23 protein-coding genes and 3 pseudogenes are annotated in these 25631 nt (G+C 37.1%); 16 read left to right on the forward strand and 10 right to left on the reverse strand.

The window, feature by feature from the left end; all coding sequences use genetic code 11:
• Positions 1–594, reverse strand: a pseudogene (locus CWATDRAFT_RS00350) (sulfite oxidase-like oxidoreductase).
• Between the two features lie 167 nt (positions 595–761).
• Between CWATDRAFT_RS00350 and CWATDRAFT_RS00355 the strand changes: the two are divergent.
• From CWATDRAFT_RS00355 to CWATDRAFT_RS00370, 3 genes are all read left to right on the forward strand, one after another.
• Entirely contained in the window at positions 762–1034 is a 273-nt protein-coding gene (locus CWATDRAFT_RS00355) for a glutaredoxin family protein (RefSeq protein ID WP_007303102.1), read from the forward strand.
• A gap of 535 nt (positions 1035–1569) precedes the next feature.
• On the forward strand, positions 1570–1896 hold the full coding sequence (locus CWATDRAFT_RS00365; RefSeq protein ID WP_007303103.1) for a hypothetical protein: 327 nt from the start codon (positions 1570–1572) through the stop codon (positions 1894–1896).
• An 89-nt stretch (positions 1897–1985) separates the two neighbouring features.
• Positions 1986–3509 (forward strand): phytoene desaturase family protein, encoded by a 1524-nt coding sequence (locus tag CWATDRAFT_RS00370; protein ID WP_007303104.1) that lies wholly within the window; start codon positions 1986–1988, stop codon positions 3507–3509.
• Between the two features lie 211 nt (positions 3510–3720).
• Here CWATDRAFT_RS00370 and CWATDRAFT_RS36805 read toward each other — a convergent pair.
• The 4 genes and pseudogenes from CWATDRAFT_RS36805 to CWATDRAFT_RS00390 all read right to left on the reverse strand — a co-directional run.
• Positions 3721–4110, reverse strand: a pseudogene (locus tag CWATDRAFT_RS36805) (transposase); the annotation flags it as partial.
• A 144-nt stretch (positions 4111–4254) separates the two neighbouring features.
• Positions 4255–5760 (reverse strand): cryptochrome/photolyase family protein, encoded by a 1506-nt coding sequence (locus CWATDRAFT_RS00380; RefSeq protein WP_007303106.1) that lies wholly within the window; start codon positions 5758–5760, stop codon positions 4255–4257.
• 265 nt (positions 5761–6025) lie between these two features.
• A complete protein-coding gene (locus CWATDRAFT_RS00385) occupies positions 6026–6238 on the reverse strand; it encodes a PEP-CTERM sorting domain-containing protein (protein WP_042711050.1) in 213 nt (70 codons plus the stop codon).
• Positions 6239–6618: 380 nt separating this feature from the next.
• Positions 6619–7308, reverse strand: a complete 690-nt coding sequence (locus CWATDRAFT_RS00390; protein WP_007303107.1) for a hypothetical protein — start codon at positions 7306–7308, stop codon at positions 6619–6621.
• 547 nt (positions 7309–7855) lie between these two features.
• Here CWATDRAFT_RS00390 and CWATDRAFT_RS00395 point away from each other — a divergent pair.
• The 3 genes from CWATDRAFT_RS00395 to CWATDRAFT_RS32500 all read left to right on the forward strand — a co-directional run bounded on the left by CWATDRAFT_RS00395 (position 7856) and on the right by CWATDRAFT_RS32500 (position 10100).
• Entirely contained in the window at positions 7856–8404 is a 549-nt protein-coding gene (locus tag CWATDRAFT_RS00395; RefSeq protein WP_042711051.1) for a tyrosine-type recombinase/integrase, read from the forward strand.
• Between the two features lie 597 nt (positions 8405–9001).
• Entirely contained in the window at positions 9002–9583 is a 582-nt protein-coding gene (locus CWATDRAFT_RS00405; RefSeq protein WP_007303067.1) for a helix-turn-helix domain-containing protein, read from the forward strand.
• 64 nt (positions 9584–9647) lie between these two features.
• A complete protein-coding gene (locus CWATDRAFT_RS32500; RefSeq protein WP_007303109.1) occupies positions 9648–10100 on the forward strand; it encodes a transposase in 453 nt (150 codons plus the stop codon).
• A 17-nt stretch (positions 10101–10117) separates the two neighbouring features.
• Here the strand turns inward: CWATDRAFT_RS32500 and CWATDRAFT_RS00415 are convergent, their stop codons facing one another.
• From CWATDRAFT_RS00415 to CWATDRAFT_RS00430, 4 genes and pseudogenes are all read right to left on the reverse strand, one after another.
• Positions 10118–10678, reverse strand: coding sequence for a TMEM175 family protein (locus tag CWATDRAFT_RS00415; RefSeq protein WP_007303110.1), 561 nt, complete (start codon positions 10676–10678; stop codon positions 10118–10120).
• A 15-nt stretch (positions 10679–10693) separates the two neighbouring features.
• The gene (locus CWATDRAFT_RS00420; protein WP_007311331.1) at positions 10694–11101 is read right to left on the reverse strand and encodes a phosphate-starvation-inducible PsiE family protein; all 408 of its coding nucleotides are present in this window, start codon (positions 11099–11101) and stop codon (positions 10694–10696) included.
• A gap of 174 nt (positions 11102–11275) precedes the next feature.
• The gene (locus CWATDRAFT_RS00425) at positions 11276–12643 is read right to left on the reverse strand and encodes a cation:proton antiporter (RefSeq protein WP_007303112.1); all 1368 of its coding nucleotides are present in this window, start codon (positions 12641–12643) and stop codon (positions 11276–11278) included.
• A 106-nt stretch (positions 12644–12749) separates the two neighbouring features.
• Positions 12750–14509 (reverse strand): annotated as a pseudogene (locus tag CWATDRAFT_RS00430) (SulP family inorganic anion transporter).
• Between the two features lie 287 nt (positions 14510–14796).
• Between CWATDRAFT_RS00430 and CWATDRAFT_RS00435 the strand changes: the two are divergent.
• Both CWATDRAFT_RS00435 and CWATDRAFT_RS00440 read left to right on the forward strand, forming a co-directional pair.
• Positions 14797–16323 carry an IS5-like element ISCwa2 family transposase gene (locus CWATDRAFT_RS00435; RefSeq protein ID WP_007303114.1) on the forward strand — a complete coding sequence of 509 codons (1527 nt, stop codon included), beginning with the start codon at positions 14797–14799 and terminating at the stop codon, positions 16321–16323.
• A gap of 594 nt (positions 16324–16917) precedes the next feature.
• Complete coding sequence (locus tag CWATDRAFT_RS00440) at positions 16918–17238, forward strand: hypothetical protein (RefSeq protein WP_021830305.1); 321 nt, start codon at positions 16918–16920, stop codon at positions 17236–17238.
• Here the strand turns inward: CWATDRAFT_RS00440 and CWATDRAFT_RS00445 are convergent, their stop codons facing one another.
• Positions 17239–17556 carry a hypothetical protein gene (locus CWATDRAFT_RS00445; RefSeq protein WP_007303116.1) on the reverse strand — a complete coding sequence of 106 codons (318 nt, stop codon included), beginning with the start codon at positions 17554–17556 and terminating at the stop codon, positions 17239–17241.
• 265 nt (positions 17557–17821) lie between these two features.
• Here CWATDRAFT_RS00445 and CWATDRAFT_RS39095 point away from each other — a divergent pair, with 265 nt between their 5' ends.
• The 8 genes from CWATDRAFT_RS39095 (at position 17822) to CWATDRAFT_RS00475 (ending at position 25619) form a co-directional block, all read left to right on the forward strand.
• Complete coding sequence (locus CWATDRAFT_RS39095; protein WP_232286896.1) at positions 17822–18805, forward strand: serine/threonine protein kinase; 984 nt, start codon at positions 17822–17824, stop codon at positions 18803–18805.
• An 11-nt stretch (positions 18806–18816) separates the two neighbouring features.
• On the forward strand, positions 18817–18942 hold the full coding sequence (locus tag CWATDRAFT_RS40900) for a hypothetical protein (protein ID WP_268742108.1): 126 nt from the start codon (positions 18817–18819) through the stop codon (positions 18940–18942).
• A 252-nt stretch (positions 18943–19194) separates the two neighbouring features.
• Entirely contained in the window at positions 19195–20592 is a 1398-nt protein-coding gene (locus tag CWATDRAFT_RS39105; protein WP_007303118.1) for a WD40 repeat domain-containing protein, read from the forward strand.
• Between the two features lie 238 nt (positions 20593–20830).
• Entirely contained in the window at positions 20831–21595 is a 765-nt protein-coding gene (locus CWATDRAFT_RS00455; RefSeq protein WP_232286898.1) for a sulfotransferase family protein, read from the forward strand.
• Between the two features lie 112 nt (positions 21596–21707).
• Positions 21708–23624, forward strand: coding sequence for a glycosyltransferase family 2 protein (locus CWATDRAFT_RS00460; RefSeq protein ID WP_007303120.1), 1917 nt, complete (start codon positions 21708–21710; stop codon positions 23622–23624).
• A 79-nt stretch (positions 23625–23703) separates the two neighbouring features.
• Positions 23704–24324 (forward strand): glycosyltransferase family protein, encoded by a 621-nt coding sequence (locus CWATDRAFT_RS36810; protein WP_007303121.1) that lies wholly within the window; start codon positions 23704–23706, stop codon positions 24322–24324.
• A gap of 8 nt (positions 24325–24332) precedes the next feature.
• On the forward strand, positions 24333–24914 hold the full coding sequence (locus CWATDRAFT_RS00470; RefSeq protein ID WP_007303122.1) for a helix-turn-helix domain-containing protein: 582 nt from the start codon (positions 24333–24335) through the stop codon (positions 24912–24914).
• 63 nt (positions 24915–24977) lie between these two features.
• Positions 24978–25619 carry a transposase gene (locus tag CWATDRAFT_RS00475; RefSeq protein ID WP_007303123.1) on the forward strand — a complete coding sequence of 214 codons (642 nt, stop codon included), beginning with the start codon at positions 24978–24980 and terminating at the stop codon, positions 25617–25619.
• Positions 25620–25631 lie beyond the last annotated feature (12 nt).

The following is a 25631-nucleotide window of genomic DNA, read 5'->3' on the forward strand; positions in this document are numbered from 1 at the left end:
TTATTCCCCATACCGCTCTTCTTTCCAAGGATCACCCCGTCGATGGTAACCATTTTTTTCCCAGAAACCTAACTAATCTTCTGGTAAAAATTCTAAACCATTAATCCATTTTGCACTTTTCCAAGCGTATAAATGGGGAATAACTGTCCGCATCGGACCACCATGATCAGGAGGTAAGTTTTCTCCTGATAGTTTGAAGGCAAAAAAGTTATCTTCTAAGACAAAATCCTTTAAAGGAAGATTAGTTGTATAACCCCCATAACAATGCTGCATAATATAGGTTGCTTTGGGATCAACATCTAATAAGTCTATAAAGTCTGTAATTTTGATTCCTGTCCACTTAACATCTAATTTTGACCAACGGGTAACACAGTGAAAATCTTTGGTAAATTCGTAATGGGGTAAACCCATAAAATCTGACCAAGAAAAGGTTTTTGGTGTCACTAAACCCCAGACTTTCAATTGCCAGTTTTCGGTACTTATTTGGGGAGTATCACCATAGGTTAAAACGGGGAAACCTTTTGCTAAATATTGTCCTGGAGGAACACGATCGCTGTTATCGGGTTCTGGTTTTTGGAAGAATTTTAAAGCCATATTTGTTTCAATGATGGACAATGGATAATTATCCGTTGTTTATGCAATAATCTACTTTAGATATTATGATACTCCTAATAGTGAACCTTGACAATCTTCAATACTTATTGTCTAAATACCATCAGAAGATTTAAAATAGTATTAACAATCGTCCTCTAAATTAATCTATGCGACTCATTTTATATAGCAAACCAGGGTGTCATTTATGTGAAGGACTCGAGGGGAAACTAAAACAAATAGAAACCCCAAAATTTGACCTAGAAATACGGGATATTACCACCAGTGAGGATTGGTTTACTGCTTATCAGTACGAAATTCCTGTTTTACGGTTAGAGCTACCCGAAGGAGAAAAAACAATCCCCCGATTTTCTCCTCGTATGTCTGTAGATAGATTAGCACAACAATTAGATAAATATTTACAGTTATCAGATGATGAGTAATCTAGATTGAAGATTTGTTAACTAGCTTGTTTTTGAGGAAGAAAAGATTGAAACAAAGAAAATATGTAGACAAAGGTAGTAATAAATAATTGAAAGTTTTTGATTTCTTTTGTTTTTTTCATTGTTCAATCTCCCTTGCTTAGTTATTCAGAATAATTTTCAACTTATCAGAAATATGATTTTGAGTCTTCCCCCAAAAGAGTGATCCAAAGAGGTTAAGTTTAACTAATTACTTTGATTAAGTTGTGCTGTTTTAACGGTAAAAGGATTCGATAGAGACACACTTTCGATTTTATCGAAAGCAACACCTACTCCAGTCAAGAAACAAGCGATGATTACAGTATCAATGAGAATCTTTGTGAATTTCATAATGATGTAAGTAATTGAATGACCACTTTCTAGATTAAGATTCCCTTGTGTCTTTTCCATGTCATTGTTATAGCAAAGTTATGTCATCCATTACCTTGACCAGAAAACCTGAAATTGTATTAGAATGAACATGAAGAGATGGTAACTCAATTAGGATATTGATTTTATGAGCGATCGCAATGGTCCCGACTGGGAAGAAAAATTAGAACAAAAATTTAAGGATCTCGAAGCAGAAATAAACAATAAAACCTCCCCCGTACGCCCTTTTAACCCCAAAGAAGTCAAAAATAACGAGACTGTATCACGGGTCACTAATTGGTTTCAAGGGTTAGAAACCCCTGCCAAAGTCGGTGTTGCTGTGGTTGGGGTGATTGTGGGTTTATCTGTCCTCAATGGCGTTTTAAAGTTAGTCACCTCTTTAATTGTAGTGGGAATTTTAGGGTTTGTTCTTTACGGTTTATATCGGGCTTTAATTCAGAATAAATCTAAGTGATAAATTACCATTTTATACCAGGGGTTTAGCATTCCTAAACCCGTTAACTTGTACAATAACTGAGCTAAATCCTCATATATAGATTAATAATGAATTTTGATGTTGTAATAATTGGTAGTGGAATCGGTGGTTTAACCGCAGGAGCTTTATTAGCAAGATATGGCAAAAAAGTTGCTATTTTTGAGAGCCATTCTATACCTGGGGGTGCTGCTCATACCTTCACCCGTAAAGGCTTTACTTTCGATTCAGGACCCTCTTTTTACTGTGGTTTAGGTAATGATAAACCTTCTCTTAATCCCCTCAAACAAGTATTAGATATTGTCGGAGAATCTTTGGATGTTGTCCCTTATGATCCCCTAGGCCATTATCACTTTCCAGAAGGTACATTCCCCGTTTATAGCGGTTTAGAAGAATATCGTCAAAATGTGGCTAAAATAACCCCAGAGGGTGCTAAGGAATTAGCTGCATTTGAATCAAAGATGTTGGACTTATATGACTGTTTAAAAGATATACCCACCATTGTTCTACGCTCAGATTGGCAGTTGTTTCTGGTTCTAGCAACCCGTTATTTTCCCTCTTTAATCAAGAGTTTATTTCAGGTAGGAATGATTAGCGGTTCGGCAGGGGATATAATGGATAAAACTGTAAAAGATAAGTGGGTACGCCGTTTAATTGATCTGGAATGTTTTTTACTCTCAGGATTAAAAGCAAAAGGAACAGTTGCCCCAGAAATCGCCTTTATGCTCGGAGAAAGAACTAGGGCGGGTGTAGAATATCCCGTGGGAGGAAGCGCAGCTATTATTGATGGTTTAATCAATGGTTTAAAACGGTATGGAGGAAAATTATATCTCAATTCTCACGTTGATAAAATAATTACTAAATCAGGAAAAGCCACAGGAATTAAACTTAAAAAAGGGGAGATTATAGAGGCTTCAGTTGTTATTTCTAATGCCACACTTTGGGACACATATGAACATCTTTTATCCCCAGAAGATTTGCCATCAAGTCATAGACAAGAACAACTAGCAACCCCTGCTGTTAAAAGCTTTATGCACCTTCATTTAGGAATAAAAGCAGAAGGGTTAGAAAATTTAACAGGTCATCATGTAGTGGTTCATGATAGTAATCAAGATATTACCGTTCCTGGAAATACCTGCATGATTTCTATTCCTTCCGTTTGGGATAAAAACTTAGCCCCAGATGGTCATTATGTGGTTCATGCTTACACTTTAGAACCCTACGAAGGATGGGAAAAAAATGCAGACTATGAGAATAAGAAAAAACAGCGATCGCAAACTCTTTATAAAGCGTTAGAAAAGGTTATCCCTGATATTCGTCAACGAGTGGTTCTAGAATTAATTGGAACCCCCTTAACTCATAGTCGTTTTCTCCGTCGTTATCAGGGAACTTATGGACCAGCGATCGCAGCAGGAAATGGTTTATTTCCTAGCTGTTATACACCTATCTCAGGACTGTATCGAGTGGGAGATAGTACGTTACCAGGTATTGGGGTTCCTGCTGTTGCTGCTTCTGGTATTTTGTGCGCTAATACTTTAGTTTCTCCTCAACAAGTTGAGAAGATATTATCTCTTAGATGTTACCAAAAGCAATAAAGGTGAAAGCACAATCTTCTGGTCTGTCCATTGACGAAGTAACGGGAACAAAGTACTGTGAACCTAATTCAACAATGGCAATAGACTTGTCAAATGTTTGCCACTCATTGCCATAAATGGTAGAAATTACTGCTGGTTCTCCTGCAAAGGGTTGGTCAAATTCTATTATATAGGTTCCTGACCAAATCCTGCGGGTGCTGAAACCTTCACTTACTATTTTTTTATTGATTTTGTTTATCAATTCTCCATCAATTCTTTTCCTAAAATGAACTAGCATTGAAGATTCCAGTGGTGGCTCTTGTTGATAACAAATTAAACCTATAAAGTATTGTAGATAAGGATTTTCTCTAATCTGTTCTATAGTTTCTCTATCACTTGTTCCTAATTTTTCCTTAATAATTAATGTCCCTAATGCCATTCTAAATAGTTTGGCTGGCGCACCTTTTTCTGCTGAAAAAAGTTTAGCATATTCTTCCTCAAAATCATCCCAAGGTATCAACTCTGCCATGATTACCCAACGATTATTGGGGGACAATTTGCCCTCGAAAGGTAATTCAAATTTTTCTGGGGGCGGTAAAGGTTGCTCCTCTTTTCGATACATTTGTTCTTGACCAACAACTGGGAGGTGTTTCTACCAATTATAGCGGTTTGTAGCCGACAAAGCTGATCTTTTTTGCGATCGCGAATATGGGTGTAACCTTTTAAAGAATAGGGTTTTGCTTTTATTCAGCAAACCCTACTTAATCTAGTGACTTTCTCTCCATTGTTGGGCTTGTGATTGTATTTTTTCTAGTTCTACTTTGTCCATTTTTTTGAGATTAGCTAAGATAAGATTCATTCTCCCTAAACCTTTTAATTTTTGTTGGTTACGGGATAAAAAGTCCCAATAAAAGAAGTTAAAAGGACAAGCTTTGTCTCCTGTACGTTGAGTCTGTTTATAAACGCAACTTTTACAGTAATCACTCATTTTATTAATGTAATTAGCGGAAGCTGCGTAGGGTTTTGAGGCTAATATTCCTGCATCTGCAAACTGTCCCATTCCTATAACATTGGGAACCATAACCCAGTCATAGGCATCGATAAAAGCACTGTGAAACCAATCATTGACTGCTTGGGGAGACACACCAACAATTAAAGCAAAATTACCCAAAACCATCAATCTTTGTATATGATGACTGTATCCTGTTTCTTCTACCTGTTGTAAACTTTGTTTTAAACAATTCATATCTGTTTGTGAACTATCCCAGTAAAATTCTGGTAGTTTCTCTTGATGATTAAACCAATTTTTTTGTGCATAATCATCATCCATTATTTTATAAATTCCATACATATATTCTCGCCATCCCAAGATTTGACGGATTAAACCTTCTACACTATTTAAAGGATAATCAAACTCATAATAAGCTTTTTCAATGGACTTAATCACTTCCCAAGGTGTGAGAATACTAAGATTAATATAAGGAGATATTAAACTATGCCATAAAGTATATTCTCCAGTGATCATTGCATCTTGATATGTACCAAAGTTGTTTAAATTATGTTCTATAAAATTATCTAATACCTGTAAAGCTTGGGAACGGGTTACAGCCCATTTAAAGGGTTTAATTTTGCCGTAGGTTGGTATTTTATAGGATTTAATGTCTTTAATTACTTGTTGAGTGATTTTATCTGGTTCAAACTGTAAAGGTGTGGGAGGATTTAAACCTTTTTTTGGAGGTTTCCGATTTTGTTTATCAAAGTTCCATTTTCCTCCTATTGGTTGATTATCTTCCATGAGAATATTGAATCTTTTTCTTCCTTCTCGATAAAAATCTTCTAATAATAGGCGTTTACGTGAGTCTGTCCATTGTTTAAACTCTTCTTGAGTCCAGAGAAAATGATTATTAGGAATCAACTTTATTTTACAATCTAATTTAAAGCTTTTAACGCGGCTTGAAAATGGTTTATCATAAGGCGTTACCAATCTTAATTCTGTTATTTTATTCTTCTTAATCCAATCATTTAAAGGGGTTTCAAAATCTTGAGATATTTCATAAGTAACTGTCCATCCTTGTGTTTTTAATTCTTCAGCAAAATGACGCATTGCTGAGAAAACTAATACTAATTTTTGTTGATGATAGGGACGTTTTTTGATATAATCATGGGATTCGATCAAAATAACATGAGTTTCTTGTTTATCATCTTGACAAGATAGTAAAGCAGCTTGCTCTGAATGTAGTTGATTTCCTAAAATCCAAATACCAATAGTCATAGAAAAATATAAAAGTAAGTTAATTTAAGGTTAGCAGTAAACAACAATAATAATGGAATAAATATTAATTTTAAATTTGCATACTCACCTCCTGTTTTCCTCCTGGCTCCCCTGCTGGGAGGGGCGGGTTGGGTTAAATTTTCAATTCTTAAGTTATCATTCCGAGGAACGAAGAATCTCTATAGATCCAAATCACAAAAAAAGCACCATACAAAAAGGGTAACAAAAATTGCTACCCTTTTTATATGGAATGGGAAATAATATATTATTGCTTTTTAGAGCCTTTACCTTTTAAACCGAGGGATAATCCACCTAAAGCCAATAAACTAATGACAGTAGAAGGTTCGGGAACGGAGGGAACTTCTTGTTGTCCTACTACACGAACAAGTGGTTCTCCAGGACATACTATGCTAAAAAACAGTTTTAAATCCGTGAAAGCCAGATAGGGCAAGCAATATGGACTAAATGATATTTTCATTGAAGTAGTTTTAGAAGTTATTAAAAAGTTTAAAATAGAGCTTAAATAATCTCATCTAGATTCCACATCATTTCATTGCCACTCGCTTGCTTTTCCAACAACTCAAGGATAATATCTGCTTTTAGCTCTACAGCAATAACCCACCAGCTTGTTATGGTGGGTATAATTTTGACAGAAGTTTTATCTAGAGAGATACCCCTCAAGGATAATTGCTAACGTTGATATTCAACAATCAAGGCAAAGGAAAACTATTAGCCCCTGCATATTGGAGTCCTAAAGCTTTATCAAGGTCATCTTTCAACGTTTCCAGATACTGAATGATGTTCTCGCAAAGCACATAACCACCCTCTACAATCTTGTCCGGTTCCCCCGTAAACTCGTCAAGAGTGTATTTGTTCGAGATAACAGGGTTTCTTGGTTATCTCATCCCAGGAAAAAGCCCGTAGTCCAGCAAGGGATAGTTGAGTAGAAAATGGTAGGCACGAACAAATTAGATTTTCAGATTCCCTAAAAGCTTCGTAATCAATGGGAATATTAGCAACAATCTTTAGAGTAGCGTTCGGTCTAGTTTCCTCAAAAAAGTCTACCGTAATGGGAAGCAACTTACTAGGTAAAGGACTAAGAAGACTTAACTCCGCTTGCCAGCAACACCAGCAAAAATAAGACTCTAAAGTATCTATGTAGGGAGGGTCGTCTGGCAATCCTGATCCGCCGTCCATCGTTTTATATCCCTGGGATGCTATGAAACTGCAAGCATTTCCAATATACGCTTCGGCTGTCCCATCATAAAACTGCATCAAGCCTAACAGAAAATCTCCACCCGAACTTAAAGCATCAACTGAATGATAAGGAAATGTTGCCTCGATCTTTAAGTTGGCCGTCAAAGCTCCGTCAACAATTGATCGAGACAAAGCTATCCTCACAGCATTCTTATATGGATAGGAATCATCCCCCAAATTGTCAGCATAATTAACATTAGAAGCACGAAGGGTTAAAGCTCCCCAAATAATGGCGCGCTCCCAGGAATTTATTTCTAAATCATCTCTGTCTGTCTTACTGATTAGATCCATTCTGTTCTGTTAAGTGAATTTTAATGGATAAACAAACTAGCACAATACCTATACTAAGGCACTCACTCACACCAAACACTCCCAAGGAAATAAAAGAATGTGTTTAAGCAAAACTTTTTCAAGTCTGGTAACGTTGCTTAAACACATTTATTATATCACTTATTGAATCGTTTATCCTGTTAAAAGTGTAACATTATTACCCTAGAAAATATCTTGGTTTTTATCGATATAATTCAGCTTCTTTTATTGTCTCTTAATCGTATTTCTTTCTGGTTGCCTTAACAGCCCAATTTTTTAAGCATTTACTAGGGGTTTATCTTACTTGGTTTATATGGGTATAATGGGGGTAGTTCTTACATTTATACGGAAAAACGTAAAAAGTGTAAAATCGCTGTAACCTACTTTTTATGATAAAAATAGCCTTCTCGCTCAGTTTGGCATCTGCTAGACTCTTACGTTCTTAGTGACAATTATACAAGAACTTAAAAAGTATTTTACATAGAAATATTTACCAATAAAGTCCAATAAGCATGGTCAATTTTCTATAATAAAGAGGGAGCAGATACAGGCATTGTACGACAAAGCAAGTCCAGATTTAAGGTTATTTTTACAAATATTTTGTTACACTGGGGAACGTCCACAAGCAGTTTTATCTTTAGAACAGAACATTTGTTATCATGAAGATGGGACTGTGAAAGATAGGCTCTTGTTTAAAGGGATAACCCGTAAGCAAGCGGCAGGGAAACCAGCAAAGGATAGGGTTGTTTTAGTCCGAGAAGAACTTAAGAAAGAACTCGATTGCTACGATAGACATAACTCAATTTATATGTTCGCTTCCCCTAGAAACTTATCTAAGCCTTTGACCTATCACGGGTTAAGATATCGTTTTGAGAAACTGTTAGAAAAGTGTGGCTTTCAGCATCATAATTTTTCCTTGTATAGCTACCGTAGAACTGTAGCCGATAAGTTATCCCGTCAGGCTCTAACCCCCAAGGAATTAATGGACGCTATGGGTTGGAAAAGTTACTCATCAGCTATTCCGTATATGGAAGTTAACAGGGAAGTGGTAGACAATGCGATGCGATCGCTTGATTAACCCCTAGCACAACTTCCTAAAGTGTCAGTTTACCCCTAGTAAAGTATGATTCAAACTTACTCACGAAATCCTCACGAATGCCCCCACTGTTTTCACGAAGGAGTGATGATCTTTGCTGATACTAGGGAACATGAAGAGATAACATGGTATTTCTATCGCTGTGTTTGTTGTGGTAGATGGGTGTCCATGAGGAAAGGGGAAGAACCTAGAAAGTTGTTTGACCTTCCGTTTCTTCCCCTTAATCTAAACAATCCGCTAACTTAATCTATTTGGTGAATGATGTGGGAGTTAAGCACTAGCTTTTTTGCCAAGGACTTCCAGGATTTGAACAACCGGAACCTTATCCCGATTCATTGAGCCGATCATATCCAGGGATGCCTTTGGCACATAGACGGTTTTCTTTTTCCGATCCCCATTGGGTAACGTCTCCTCATATTGGAACCACCACTGAGGATAGGATTTGTTTTTGCGCTTCACATCTTTGCTAAACAGGTAGCCTGTGCCTTCCCCCTTTTTCCGTCGCGAGTTTGTACTAGTGCAGCTTGGCGAAAGTAATCCACCAGATTTTTACAGAAACTTTCGTGACTAGCCACGACAATGTGTTTCAATGAAACTAACGGAAGAATCTCGAAGTTGATGTCCATGATAAAAGCATTGCCAATTAACCTCTCCAACCTACAGAAAACAGTACTCCAACAAATAGTGAGAGGGACAACAAACCCCTATCGCCTTGTTAGACGAGCCAAGCTAATCTTAGCCGCAGCATCAGGAGAGAGCAATAGTTCGATTAGTCGAAGATTAGAATTAGACCGAGTACAAGTGCGTCAGTGGCGATCGCGATGGTTTGAGGAGAGAGAAAAACTGAGTGCCGCCGAAGAACAACAGGTAACGGAGAAAGCATTAATGGTCTTGATCAAAGGAATTTTAAGCGATCGCCCAAGACCTGGAACAACAAAATCCTTTACGGTCGAACAAGTAGTCCAGATTGTAGAGATCGCTTGTGAAGAATGTGAAAAATCAGACAGACCAGTGAGCCATTGGACACCTTCAGAGTTGGCGGATGAAGCCATAAAAAGAGGAATTGTCGAAAAGATTTCCCCCCGTAGTGTGGGGCGTTTTTTAAAAAGAAGCGACATTACAACCACATCTCGTTCGTTACTGGTTAAATGCCAAAATTGATGATCCCTTAAAATTTAAAAAGCAAGTCAAATATATCTGTGAACTTCATCAAGAAGCTAAAACTTTGTTAGAACAAGGAATTCATTTAATTAGTACAGATGAAATGACAGGGATTCAAGCTCTTGAGAGATTATTTCCGAACAAAAGAGTCAAGCCTAAACAAGTAGAAAAAATCGAATTTGAATATGAAAGACACGGAACTTTAAGCTTGATTGCGAACTGGGATGTGGCAAGAGGAAAAGTTGTTAGTCCCTCTATTGGACCGACAAGAACAGAACAAGATTTTTTATCAGATGAATCTCATCGAATTCGCTTTGTTTATATTCCCAAACATACATCGTGGCTTAATCAAATTGAGTGTTGGTTTTCGATCTTAGTCAGGCGTTTACTCAAAAGAATTACTGTCCGTTCAACTGAAGAACTATCCCAAAAAATTCTCAATTTTATTGATTACTTTAATCAACATTTTGCTAAGCCGTTCGTTTGGAAATTTAAGGGCTTTAAAGATCATAAGTGACTGGTGGATTATTTTTGCTAAGCTGCACTAGGATTAATTAATGAGACAACAATGGAAAATAGAGATACTAAGGGGTCAATCAGACTTTCTATGCCTATTTTTCTACTCTCCTTTTTTTCTAAGGTAGAATCTATCAAACGGTTGTTTCTAGAAGCATACCACCAACTCAGAAAAGAAAACAGGCCGACTAAAAATAAGTTAACACTGTAAAAAATTTGTACATAAGGATTCAAACTATAAATATTAATAAAATCGTTAGTATAGGGAATAATCACCACAAACATTAATGACAATAAATTAAGCCATAAATGAACGGTATCTGTTTTTTTATAATGAGTAAATTGTTGTAAGTTACTAAACCAATAAAAAGCAATTAAAATAAAAGTACCTAGATAAATATAAAGTGCCGGCAGTTGAGCAATTAAAAATTCTTTAATTTGTCTGCTTGACATCTCTGCTGAAACATCTGGTAAGTCAAACTGCAATACCATTAAAGTCATTGCTAACATAAAAATACCGTCAGAGAGTCTTTTTAACCGTTGTAAAGATTGTATTTCTTCGCCATTTTGTTGATTCATATTACCCTCCCTGTATTAATTATCTCTCTGATTAATAAAACGGATGAGAGCATAACTAGCTGCTAAAGCAAAACAAGCAAAAGCGAGGGCAATTAAATCATTTTTAGCGTATTTTGAAGGATCAAAAATAATGATTTTTCTAGCAACTGCAATGAGGGCAGTTACCACAACTAACTCTACTTGAACAATATGTTTCCTGAGATAGGCAGTAATATTTTCTAATAATTCTAAGGCAATTAGTATATTGAGGAATAAACCAAATATTTCAATTAAAGTTTTATTAAAAAAGCCAACTGGTTCAGTGGTAAATAAATCTTTTGCTAATATCAATGTCAACTCAAATAAAGAAACCCCAACAACAATAATCAGAGCGACAGACAAAATTTTAGAAACGGCATTCTCAACAAAGTGAATACCAACCATAAAATTATCATCTCTTAATAATTTACCTGTCTTAGTTATCAAACTTTTAAACCTGTTTTTAGACGGGTTTCTTTTTCCCATTGTGACTGCTTTGACCATGATTAACTTACCATTGTACCATAGCAAGGGGCGAAAAGGGACAATTATAAACTAAAAGTTGTCCCTTTTTTTACATTAATTAGCTATATCAGCATTTTGCAATTTTTCTGAGGTTTCTGAAGGATCTTTAAAGGCAAACCTCAATAAAGGAGGTGCGAGGAAAGTTGTCAGAATCACCATCACAATAATAGCTGCTTCTAGGGATTGACTTAATACGCCACTTGCTGAACCAATACCAGCGAAAACTAAGCCAACTTCACCCCGAGGAATCATACCGAAACCAATTGCTAAACGATTAATTTTTTCTTGCCCTGTAAAAGACCATCCTGTAATTAACTTACCGATGATAGCAACAACAATCAAAAATGTAGCAATGATCAAACCTTCTCTATTTTCAGCAACAAAAGGATTAAGTACACCTAAATTTACTTTAGCCCCAACACTAACGAAGAAAACGGGAACTAAAATATCAGCAATAGGAATAACTTGTTGATCCAATTCTTTGCGCTTATCGGTTTCATCCAAAACTAAACCAGCAGCAAAGGCTCCTAAGATAGCTTCTAGTTGAATAACGTTAGCTAAAAACGCCATAAAGAAAGCAAAAATCAAAGCAGGAATCACTAACTTACCACGGGTTTGTAAAACTTCAGAAACTGCGACAAAAGACTTATTAAAGAACTTGCCTAAGAAAATAGAACCCAATAAAAAGACTGTGGCACTAACGATTAAATAGATAACATTAACCACATCAACAGTCCCAGTTTTAGCCAAACTAGCCACCACTGCTAAGACGATAATTCCTAATACATCATCAATAACCGCAGCACCAACAATGATTTGTCCTTCCTTCGACTTTAAATAACCTAATTCTGACAAAACTTTGGAGGTAATACCGATACTGGTAGCGGTTAAAGCTGCACCGGCAAAAATAGCAGGAATTGTCGGAACATTAAACAGTAACATCAAGCCAACCGTACCGGCCGTGAAGGGAGCAATCACACCCACAACTGCCACAATAGCAGCTTGATAACCCACTTCCTGTAACTCTCTGATATCCGATTCTAAACCAATTTCAAAGAGGAGGATAATCACCCCAAGCTCTGCTAAAACGGAAATAACTTCGCTTTGGCTATTAAACACTTCAGGAACAGCTTCCGGGGTTAAACCTCCTACTAATTGTAAGGTACTCATCAATACCGAGTCCGCCGCAGTGGCACCACTTTCGGGGAAGACTAATAGATGTAGGGCAGATGCACCAACAACTACACCACCGACTAATTCTCCTAAAACGGGAGGCAAATTAAGGGATCTAGAGATTTCTCCCCCTAATTTACTGGCTAAATAAATAACAATTAAACTGAGTAAAACACCGGCTAAAATCGTCGGGCCAAGATTGGCTGTCGTTTCTGTCGCTAATAGTGGAATAGGTGGACTTGTGAACATAATTTTTGACTAAGTGGACAATTTTTTTCTGAAAGAGTGAGACTTCGGGGAGAGGGGGGAGACGTTTCAATATATTAGCCTCCTGCCTTCTGCCTCGGAGCCTTTTCTAGTTAGAAAGGCGATCACCGGAAGTAACGCCGTTAGATGGGTTGTTATCGTCTTCAGGGAAATGAGAACCGTTGATCCCCATTCCTTTTTGAATTTGTTCCATGGTGTTTCCATTGATACTGGCGACAGCTAACTGTAACGCTGCAACACGGGTTTGAACACGGTTTTTGTGAGGAACTCGATCCAAAATATCGAATTTTTGTAGTCTCTCTTTGAGTTTTCCTTCCCCACCGACAATATAAACTTCTAACCCTTTAGCATAAGCGTCATCGATGGTTTTCTCAAGAGCTAGGGTAGCAGTGACACCCAATAAAGGTACATGAGTTAAGTCGATCACCAACATTTCGTAGTTATCTAATATATTCTGACGTTGGGTGATGGCCTTAGATGCACCGAAACTCATGGGGCCCCCTAAGTCGAGTAATAAGATACGTCCATTGGCTTCTTTCATCAAGTGTCTGGCTTCTTGGTTAGCAAGACGATCATCTTCGTGGGTATCAATAGCTTTGACGCGATCGGCTTGAATATTGGCTAATTTTTGGATGGTTAAAATGTTAGCAACGAATACCCCTAAACCAACGGCAGTAATTAAATCATAGAAGACAGTGAGCAACATCACCCCATACATAATGGCCGCTGCTTTCCAAGACAGTTTATGAGCGCGTTGGAGAAACTTCCAGTCAATGATATCGATACCCACCTTAAAGGCAATACCTGCTAACACGGCTAAGGGAATATTTTGGGTTAAAGGGGCAGCCCAAAGCACCACAACCAATAAGATAAAAGCACGAGATAAACCAGATACGGCAGTGCGTCCCCCAGCTTGAATATTAACTACGGTTCCCATGGTGGCACCAGCACCGGGTAAACCACCGCATAAACCAGAGACTAAGTTACCAATACCTTGACCAATTAATTCTTTATCAGAGTTGTGTTGAGTTTGGGTTAAACTGTCAGCGATAACTGCGGTTAATAATGCGTCGATACAACCTAACATCCCTAACACTAAACCATCTACAATCATGATTTGCACTTGATCTACGGTAAAGGTAGGCATGACTAAAGAAGGAAGTCCCGCGCTAAACTCAGGGATGGTTTTAATCTCAGCGTTGCCAAAGAAGAAGACTGAAATTAAGGTACAACCAATCAACGCTACTAACTGAGGAGGAACAACTTTCTTCAGTTTCGAGGGCATTAAAAATAACACTGCTACCGCTAACAAACCTAAAATAACCTCACCTATGTTGGGACTAAGATTACTTAATACGGTAGGAGCATTTTGTAGGGCTGCTATTACCCCACCTTTGGGGTTAGCTGTTCCTAATAATGGACCAAATTGTAAAGTAATTAGAATTAGCCCAATACCTGACATAAAGCCAGAAATTACTGTATAGGGCATTAAGGTAATATATTTACCAAGTTTCAGCGCACCGAGAATAATCTGAAAGACCCCTGCTATCATGACCACGGTAAAAGCCATCGCTAGACCGTTTTCGGGGTTATCTGCGGTCAATTTTGTGATCACTGCTGTCATTACCACCGTCATTGGACCGGTGGGTTCAGATATGAGGGTGGGGGTTCCGCCAAATAAAGCAGCGAAAAAACCGATTAATACTGCACCCCATAAACCAGCCGCAGGACCTGCACCAGAGGCTACACCGAAGGCCAGGGCCATAGGAAGGGCGATCACGGCTGCGGTTACCCGCCGAATATATCCCCCTTGACATTTCTAAAATGAATTTGATTTGTTATTTGCATGACGTTTTGTTAAGTTTTGCTTAGTATTTTCTCATTTTTTGATTTTATGCGAGTAATGCCTTTGACTGAGACATCTCCGTAAATTTACAGACCAAGGTTACTTGATTGACGAGAGGGTAAAGGCTCAAGACTCTGATAAATCCTGTACTTAGGGTTTGCTGAATAAAAGCAAAACCCTATTCTTTAAAAGGTTACACCCATATTCGCGATTGCAAAAAAGGTCAGCTTTGTCGGCTACAAACCGCTATAATTGGTAGAAACACCTCCCAGTTGTTGGTTAAGAACAAATGTATCGAAAAGAGGAGCAACCTTTACCGCCCCCAGAAAAATTTGAATTACCTTTCGAGGGCAAATTGTCCCCCAATAATCGTTGGGTAATCATGGCAGAGTTGATACCTTGGGATGATTTTGAGGAAGAATATGCTAAACTTTTTTCAGCAGAAAAAGGTTCGCCAGCCAAACTATTTAGAATGGCATTAGGGACATTAATTATTAAGGAAAAATTAGGAACAAGTGATAGAGAAACTATAGAACAGATTAGAGAAGATCCCTATCTACAATACTTTATAGGTTTAAATTGTTATCAACAAGAGCCACCACTGGAATCTTCAATGCTAGTTCATTTTAGGAAAAGAATTGATGGAGAATTGATAAACAAAATCAATAAAAAAATAGTAAGAAGAGAAATAGACAAGAGTGATAAAGAAGTAAAAAAAAAGGATTGTCTCCAAGAAAAAGGAGAAAAAATAAAAAATAAAGGTAAACTAATTTTAGATGCGACTTGTGCGCCAGCAGACATCAAATACCCAACGGATTTAGGCATATTAAATCAAGCCAGAATTGAGACAGAAAGAATAATAGATAATCTTTATAAACCATTAAGAGTAAAATTGAGAAAAAAGCCGAGAACTTCTAGAAAAATTGCTAGAAAGGAATACTTAAAAGTAGCTAAAAAACGAAAAGTATCTTATCAAGAAAGAAGAAAAGCTATCGGGAAACAGTTAAAATACCTTAAGAAAAATTTAGGAAATATAGAAGACTTAATTCAAGCTGGGGCTTCCCTGGAAAATCTGAGTAAAAGACAGAAAAATTGTCTAGAGACTATCAAAAAAGTTTATGAACAACAACAGTCAATGTGGGAGAATAAGACCCAGAGTGTTCCTCAAAGAATTGTAAGTTTAACTCAACCGCATATTCGTCCAATAGTGAGGGGAAAAGTAGGAAAACCAATAGAGTTTGGAGCTAAACTCTCAGTAAGCTGTGTAGATAACTATGTGTTTCTATACAAAATAAGTTTGGAAAACTTCAATGAATCTTGTCATTTAAAAGAACAAGTAGAAAAGTATAAAGAAACGTTTGGCTATTATCCCGAATCCGTCCATGTAGATAAAATTTATCGAACTAGGGAAAACAGAAATTGGTGTAAGGAAAGAGGGATAAGAATCAGTGGTCCGAAGTTAAGAAGACCTCCGAAAAATGTCAGTGAAGAAGAAAAGAAACAAGCCCACTCCGATGAATGCTTCCGTAATGCTATTGAGGGAAAGTTTGGACAAGCTAAACGAAGATTTAGCCTAAATCTCGTGATGACAAAACTCCCTGAAACCTCCATTACATCCATTGCTATTACATTTTTAGTTGTCAATCTTTCTAAACTTCTGAGGCAGTTTTTGTCGCTTTTTTTGTCCTTATTTACCAATAATAGAACAGGAGAACTCATCAAACCGCCTTTCATTAATTTTGATTATACTTTAAACAATTTTCATGTACTAAAACTTATTGATTTGTCAGAAAATTCTTGGTCAAAAGTGGCATAAATTTTGGAGAAACTTTTTCAGCAAACCCTAATTAAAAAGATAGATAATTTTTCTGAAGAAAAAGCTCAAACGTTGAGAGGTTTAATTAATACCAGTTTCCTAAAGTAGGGGTTAACGGCCGTTAACCCCTACAACGTTAATATAGCAATCATGTATTCAGTTGTGAGAATTAATGTTGAAACTAATCCCCCCTAACTCCCCTTATTAAGGGGGGTTAGGGGGGATCTCGATAATCTCATGAATCATTCGGTGATTGCTATATAACTTGTATTCTCATAACTTCTTTACAAAATTTTACATACTGTCCCATTTTGTATGTATCTTTTCCAAACCCAGTAAAAATTTTCAATTTCTTGAATTTTCTCTGATATTTACATTTCTTTAACTTTGGAAAAATATTAAGGGTTGCTTAAATTTGATTATTTATTAATCCATAATTAAATATAGCCGCTATCATTACAAACATATAGACTTACCCCATGGCAAAACATCATGAAAGCATTAATAAGAAAGCCAGATAATCTATTGGCTTATGTAACAACTGCTACTTTTTTCTTCAGTATGACTCTAAGTTCCTCCGCATCCACAACATCGTTGAAAAAATATGAAAATATTAATCTCAAACAATTCAACGAATGTATAAAACCCCCGACTTCCAATGGTTCCGAACAAGGTTGGGCTGATTACTACGGCGAAAACCAAGGTAAAGTTGAGTTAAAAGTTAGGAATCAACCCATGATTTCTGATGGAACAATTGCAGCCACATTAGACTATAAATTTGAACCATCAGAAGAAGTATTAACCTTAGAAATCAAGAGAAAAACCAAATTTATGTTTGGGATGATTCAAGCATCTGACGAACAAATTTGGGAAGGATTTGACGGTTTAGTAAAACAATGTCGCAAACTTAGTTAGTTAGAAAGGGAAAGAGACTCTTACTCTTTCTTCTGGGGCGGGTCTTTCTTGGCGAATATCAAGAGAAGGGGAGCCATTTCTGTCATTAATGCGGATTCTAGTTTGGGGTCTTCTTTGTTCTTCTACTCCAACAGTCAAGCGACCATTATCACCATAAACCCTTACATTTGTTCTGTTACGGCGACGGCGTTGGTTAGAAAAATCTACCCGAACATCATCTCCCAGTTCGATAATTTGAGCGTTAACAGTTATTGTACCCATAAAAGTGGTGAGAGTCAGACCAAGGGTGAACATTCCAAGTATAGGAATCCGTTTCATAGGGAATTCTCCAAATCGAACTTAAGACATCCTATCCTTAATACTTTCGGGCTGACTTCCCCCAGTTGCATGATTAAGAATTAAGATTTTTTACGGTTAAAACTAACCCACGGACTTAAAACCGTGGGTTTTTCTGATACGAACAATGCCGAACTCAGGTAAGATGGGATCATAAAAAAAAGATAAGACTCCGTCGTTAACCACGGGGTTTAAATAAATTTAGATTATATAAATAAGCAAATAAATGCGCTGTTTAAACTGCCATATGGATAACCTTCCCGAAACGACCCAAATTTGTCCTAATTGTGGGGCGCAAGTCTTTTCATTGTTACAAGAAGTGTTACCCAAAGGAACCCAACTGCGATCGCATACTTATTGTTTAGAGAATGCTATGGGAAAAGGCAGTTTTGGCATTACCTATCGGGCCCATCATACCGCATTAAAGAATCTGGTGGTCATCAAAGAATTTTATCCAGTAGAATATGTATCCCGAAATATTGAAACCAAACTATTAATTATTCCCGAAAAAAATAGAGAGACATACAAAAGAAACTTATATCGTTTTTTAGAAGAAGGGCAGATATTAGCTAAATTGGATCATCCCAATGTAGTCAAAGTAAGAGATTTATTTGAAGAACGAGATACAGCTTATATTGTTATGGAGTTGGTACAGGGAAAAACCTTACTTAAAGAGTTAGAAGATCAACCCGAAAAGAAGCTATCCCCAGATAGAGTAGAAAAAATAATTGGACAATTAGTTAATGCTTTAACAGCTATTCACGAAGCAGGAATTTATCATCTGGATCTCAAACCAGAGAATATGATCCTAACCCCCAATGATCAGTTAATTTTAATTGATTTTGGTGCCGCCACTTTAGCAAGCGACGCTAAACGAAAAAAGACCCGTTCTTTTACCGAATGTTATGCAGCACCAGAAATTATGACAGGGGGAGAAGTAGGACCACAAAGCGATTTATTTGAAGTAGGAATGATTCTCCATGAACTACTAACAGGAAAACTACCACCTCCAGCGATGAAAAGGGCTTTAGAAACCGATCTTTGGCAGCCTAAAGGGTTAGAGCATCCTTGGGATATGTTAATTGTAGATGCCCTGAGAATTAAAAGAGATAAACGGAGTTCTACCGTAGACCAATGGTGGGAACTACGAAAACAAGAACAGGTTAATACTATTAGAATTGAGCAAAAAATGCAGAAAATTTACAAGGTAAGTTTTCCTTACCTTTATTAAAACAACAAGGTATGGCTAAAAAATTGGGTTTAGGTCGTCTGAAGAAAGTTATTGCCTTGAATCAAAAGCAGGTCTTAGTTGTCGAAGCATCAGGGGCATCTTTATTAGATTTTGATAACCCTATTAATCAGTGGTAAATTGACTGTCCAACTTCCTGTGCAGCTATTAGTGAAAATCAAGAAATATTAGCTTTAGTTTGGCAACAAAATATATATTTATGGAATCTAAGTCAAGGAAAAATATTAAGACAATTACAAGGTCATTCCAAAACCATCACAGATTTAGCCTTTAATAAAGATAGCTCTTTATTAGTCTCAGGAAGTCTTGATGAAACCTTTATTGTTTGGGAAATTAAAACAGGAAGAAAACGCCACGAATTATCGGACCCTATGGGTTCTATCACCGCCGTTGCTTTCAGCGAAGATAATCAATTTATTGCCACTGGTTCCCACATCGGAATTGTGAGAATTTGGGGAGCGATTTCTGGTCAAGAATGGCGCTGTTTAGAAGATCATCAAACTGCAGTAGAAAGCTTAAGTTTTAGCCCTGATAGTAAACTATTAGCTTCGGGAGGAAGGGATAAAAAAATTCGTTTATGGGATGTTACTTCAGGGAAATTTCAACAAATATTAGAAGGACATCAAGATTGGGTAACAGCATTAATTTTTGATAAAAATGCGGATCATTTAGCCTCTGCATCCGCCATTAATGATAAAGATATTTGTATTTGGTCTCTCGCACAAAGACAAAAACCCCAAAAACTAAAGGGAGATAGTAATAGTATCCAAGCGATCGCTTTTTGTCCCGATGAGCGTTATCTGATCTCGGCAGCATCGGACAATACTATCCGTCTCTGGGATAGAGAAACGGGAGAAGAGATTAAGCAAATGCAGCAACATAGCAATTGGGTCTATAGTTTAGCTTGTAGTAAGGATGGTCGTTGGGTGGCCATCGCATACAGTGACGGGATCATACATCTGTGGGATATCATTAAACAACGAGAAATTAATTGTCTCGAAGGTCATGAAAGTGTGATTTCTAGTCTAGCCTTTTGTCCTGATAATCAACATTTAGTTTCTGGAAGTTGGGACGGAACCGTAAGGGTTTGGGATATTCATACAAGAAAATGTAAACGCATTTTACAGGGTCATCAAAATTGGGTTAGTAGTGTTGCGGTGAGTCCTAATGGTGAATGGGTTGCGTCTGGAAGTTGGGATAAAACAGTTTGTCTCTGGGAGATTACTAATAGTTGGCCTAATTTTAAAGGGAGTAAACCCACTCGTATTTTACAGGGTCATTTAGAGGATATTGAAGGGGTTGCTTTCAGTCCTGATAATCAATTAATTGCCAGTTGTAGTAACGATAAAACAATTAAAATCTGGGAAGTTGCCTCCGGTCAACAGGTTCAACAATTAGAAGGTCATAAATATAGTGTAGAAGATATAGTTTTTAGTCCTGATGGTCAATTTATTGCTTCTGTTAGTCGAGATAAAACTGTTCGAGTTTGGCACATTATTTCTGGTAAAGAAATTCATCGTTTTCAAGGTCATACTAATTATGTTAATTGTGTGGCCTTTAGTTTAGAAGGTCGTTATCTGGCCTCAGGGGGAAAAGATAAAATGATTGCTATTTGGGATCTGGTTTCAGGGGAATTAACACAATTAATTCAAGGCCATACTAATTATATTAATAGTCTTGCTTTTACTGGGGATGGTTCCTTTTTGGTGTCTGGGGATAATGATGGGGTTGTTCGGTTGTGGAAGTTAGAATTAGGTAAACTTGAGTAATTGAACACACCCCAACGCTCATCAGAGATTATAGTTGGGGATTCACTTGCACCCAGAAAGTTTTAGACTTCTGAGTGTCTCCAGATTTACTGGTGTCCGCAGTGTATTTGTTCAAATGTATTTTGACGCTCAATCCGGTATAATTACCTCGATGCCATCCTAACACACTAACATTAGTTAACGAGAAGGACTCAAGGAGAGAACAAAATCATTGAATAAACAGATAAAAATTCCCATCTTGTATATTTTTGCTCGTTCGGGAGGGACTTTAGTAAACCGTTGTTTGGGCAGCATTTCAAATAACGTTGTCTTATCTGAAATTAATCCTTACTTTTCTGTTATCCCGATGGAAGAGCAGGCAAAAAATTGGTTTTCTTTACTTTCCCCAACGGAATATCAATCGTTGTTAGGACAAAGTTTTATTAATAAACTAGAGTTCATTATACATAAAGCTAATTTGTTGGGTAAAAAGTTAGTGATTAGGGACTGGCCGACACCTAACTTTTTGGGGAATGTATTAGGAGATGGCTCGTTGTTCCCTAGTGGTTTATTGGAACAAAAACTTTATCTTTCTCATCATGGGTTTGAAACCTGTCCTGTTGTCATCAGCCGAAGGTCAGCAGATGTTTATGAATCTCTGACCCGCACCTTTAAACAATTTCATTTACTGTCAATTGACGAATTTAGCTTAGCTTACTTAGAATATGCAAAGGCAGTTCACCACTATCCTAACTTTCACTATGAAGACATCTGTCAAAATCCCGATTCATATATTCGTCAAATCTGTAGTCTATTGGAAATTAATTGCTATTCCTCCTTTGCCAATAATTTTTGGAAATTTACAAAATGTACAGGAGATAATCATTTAAATCAACCATCAAGAGGTTTTAAAGAAGAAAAAATTGTTGCTCTTGAAAGTAACATTAATTCAGATTTTTATATTGTTGCTATGCAAAATGAACATTGTCGTCAAGCAGATAGGTTACTAGGATATGGTGGATAATTCTTCAGAAAACATCAAAAAAGACACACTTTTGAAAATTATTGAAAGTCGTGATGCCAGTTTATAAAGATTACTTAAAGAGTGTCATCAGGCATCAGAAAATCATGTTACTTTGTTAGAAAAATTAGATACAGCTAATAGAAGCTTAGCAGAAACTCAACAACAAGTAAACTATCTTGCTTTCCAAAATAGCAATTTACTAGACAATTTAGCAGCAACTCAACAAGAGGTTGAGAAACTAAAGTCCATAAACCTCAAATTTCAAAATAGAGTTGCTATTTATTCTCAAACTCTTAACGAGTTAAACTTTCATAATTTTCAGATTAAACAGCATAATGCAGAACTTAAAAATCAACTCAATGTTCAGCAAGAAAACCTGAATAGCAAATATAAAAAGATAGACGCTTTACAAGAAAAAATCAATTCTCTTAATGCTTCTGTAGAGACACTGCAAATAGGTCGTGTTGCTTTCAAGCAAGTTATTAAATCCTTATTGAGAAAAACGAAAACTGAAAAACTACTCACCATATACAAAAAATTAGTCAATAAATCCTCATCGAATTTAGAAGAAAATCAAGAAATAATCTCTCCAAAACCTGAGCTTGATACCTCTTCTGTCGAGGAAGAATCTAGGGTTGAATCTGCTTCAGTTAAAGTGAATTTAATATCAGACTCTACAGAAGCATTAATTGTGTTACGAGGAGTAACTTTTAATAATGAACTAGATATTCAAGATGTATCAGAAGAACCTTTACGTTTCTTTAGTGAAATTGTTTCTAAACCTAGTCAGATTTTGTGTATTAGTCCTGATGCTAGAATGGCTTCTTTGATTCAGGCCTTGGCCTATGGAGGTGCAGAAGTATTTTGTTTTGCTTGCTCTCCCAATTTAGCGATCAGTCTGCAAACTGTAGGGGTCAAAATGATTTGGCAAGACCTTGGTAGTTGGATGGTGGAAACTCAACAGACTAATTTAAGTGAATTTGATGTGGTTTGTCTGGGTCAAAATCCTAGTCTTGTAGATTGGGCTTTACTTCATAATAGGCTTTCTAATAATACTAAAATAATTACTCAGGCAGATGTACAAGCGTTGAATCCAAAAGATTTTAATCTACATCAGTCTCTTTTTAAAAGTTGGGAAGTATCTAATTTGACCTTCAACGGTTTAAAGCTTTATGATTCCCCTCCATCTAACTGGAAAGATCCTTTAGATATAATCTCACCTTTGCATCAATATCAGCAATGGCCTTGGCATGATCCTAACATTCGTATTCCCTCTACATTACCATCAGGCAAACCATGGCCAAAAATTTCAGTGGTCACTGTAACTTTTAATCAAGGCAAATACATTGAAGAAACTATTCGTTCAATACTTCAACAAAACTATCCTAACCTTGAATATATCTTGATAGATGCTTGCTCTACAGATAATACCCATGAAATATTAGGTCGCCACAAAGATCAATTTGCCCATTGCATTATTGAACCAGATAAGGGACAGTCTGACGCTCTTAATAAAGGTTTTAGCTTGGCTACCGGGGATATTCTGGCATGGCTCAATAGCGACGATTCTTATGTACCTGATTCTTTGTTTAGGGTAGCTCTGGCTTTTGATCGCTACGTAACAGATATGGTCGCAGGAGGAGTTCAATTACGAGAAGACTTTTGCCCTACTCCTTTCAAAGTGCATCATAGTAAGCTTCCTTTTGGGGAAGTTGTTCCCTTACCTACCGAACAGTTACTAGATTTGGATAAATGTTGGCAACAAGGTCACTTTTTCTATCAACCCGAAGTTTTTTGGACGAGAGAATTATGGGAACGTTCAGGGGGGAAAGTGCGCGAAGACCTCTTCTATAGCATGGACTATGAACTATGGGTTCGTATGTCTGTAAATCAAGCTAAGATTGTCCATATTCCCGAGCCTCTTGTAGCATACCGAGTTCATGAGAAACAAAAAACCTACGGTGACGATATTCCTTTTCTTCCCGAACTGACCTCCGTACGGGACCAATTTTTATCAATTGATCGTTAAATCATTTAGTGATCAATGAATAATAACTATCAAAAATTACATCAATCATAAATTTAAAAATCCTGTGGAGTGACAGATCTTGAGCGAAACAAATAAAAGAGTTTTATTTATCAATGATGTCGGTTTTCAGTATGGGGCAGGTTTAGCTCAACTGAGACAAATTCAATCCTTTTTATTGATGGGTTATGATGTTGCTGCCTTATGCTGGAGTTCAGGAGATAATGTTGAGAGCAGAATTCCCTTTACACCTGTTGAGGGGACCGGAAACTGGTTAGGGATAACATCTCTTGTCTATCTGTGCCAAGAATCTGGAGTTTCTTCAGAAAATATTGTGAATTTGGTGGTATGTGAAGCCGATTTTCTTTGTCCAGATTTAATCATCATCGGCAATATTTACGGTGCGAAATGGCCAACAATTCTTGTTAGTGCTTTAGAAAAGTTAGACTGTCCTGTAATTACCTATATGCACGATTGTTATTGGTTTACTGGACGTTGCGCTTATACGGGAAATTGTACTCGTTACAACATTGGATGTAATCATGAATGTCCTACTTGGCAAGACTATCCCGTTCTCGAACCTCAGTTAATTTTTGATGAATGGCTTTTACGGCGTAAAATGTTTTGCGGTGAACAAGGTATGCCCCCAGTGCAGCTTGGCGAAAGTAATCCACCAGATTTTTACAGAAAGTTTCGTGACTAGCCACGACAATGTGTTTCAATGAAACTAACGGAAGAATCTCGAAGTTGATGTCCATGATAAAAGCATTGCCAATTAACCTCTCCAACCTACAGAAAACAGTACTCCAACAAATAGTGAGAGGGACAACAAACCCCTATCGCCTTGTTAGACGAGCCAAGCTAATCTTAGCCGCAGCATCAGGAGAGAGCAATAGTTCGATTAGTCGAAGATTAGAATTAGACCGAGTACAAGTGCGTCAGTGGCGATCGCGATGGTTTGAGGAGAGAGAAAAACTGAGTGCCGCCGAAGAACAACAGGTAACGGAGAAAGCATTAATGGTCTTGATCAAAGGAATTTTAAGCGATCGCCCAAGACCTGGAACAACAAAATCCTTTACGGTCGAACAAGTAGTCCAGATTGTAGAGATCGCTTGTGAAGAATGTGAAAAATCAGACAGACCAGTGAGCCATTGGACACCTTCAGAGTTGGCGGATGAAGCCATAAAAAGAGGAATTGTCGAAAAGATTTCCCCCCGTAGTGTGGGGCGTTTTTTAAAAAGAAGCGACATTACAACCACATCTCGTTCGTTACTGGTTAAATGCCAAAGTTGATGATCCCTTAAAATTTAAAAGCAAGTCAAATATATCTGTGAACTTCATCAAGAAGCTAAAACTTTGTTAGAACAAGGAATTCAGTTAAGTAGTACAGATGAAATGACAGGGATTCAAGCTCTTGAGAGATTATTTCCGAACAAAAGAATCAAGCCTAAACAAGTAGAAAAAATCGAATTTGAATATGAAAGACACGGAACTTTAAGCTTGATTGCGAACTGGGATGTGGCAAGAGGAAAAGTTGTTAGTCCCTCTATTGGATCGACAAGAACAGAACAAGATTTTTCTGAACATATCCAGAGAACGATTAAGATTGATGAAAAAGCAGAATGGATTTTTATTGTAGATCAACTCAACACTCATAAATCGGAAAGCTTAGTCAAATTAGTAGCAGAAAGCTGTGGAATTACTATTGATTTGGGGAGAAAGGGAAAGGAGGTGATTTTGCAATCTATGGACAGCAGAGCAGATTTTTTATCAGATGAATCTCATCGAATTCGCTTTGTTTATATTCCCAAACATACATCGTGGCTTAATCAAATTGAGTGTTGGTTTTCGATCTTAGTCCGGCGTTTACTCAAAAGAATTACTGTCCGTTCAACTGAAGAACTATCCCAAAAAATTCTCAATTTTATTGATTACTTTAATCAACATTTTGCTAAGCCGTTCGTTTGGAAATTTAAGGGCTTTAAAGATCATAAGTGACTGGTGGATTAT

The sequence above is a fragment of the Crocosphaera watsonii WH 8501 genome, assembly GCF_000167195.1.
In the GTDB taxonomy this organism is placed as follows: domain Bacteria; phylum Cyanobacteriota; class Cyanobacteriia; order Cyanobacteriales; family Microcystaceae; genus Crocosphaera; species Crocosphaera watsonii.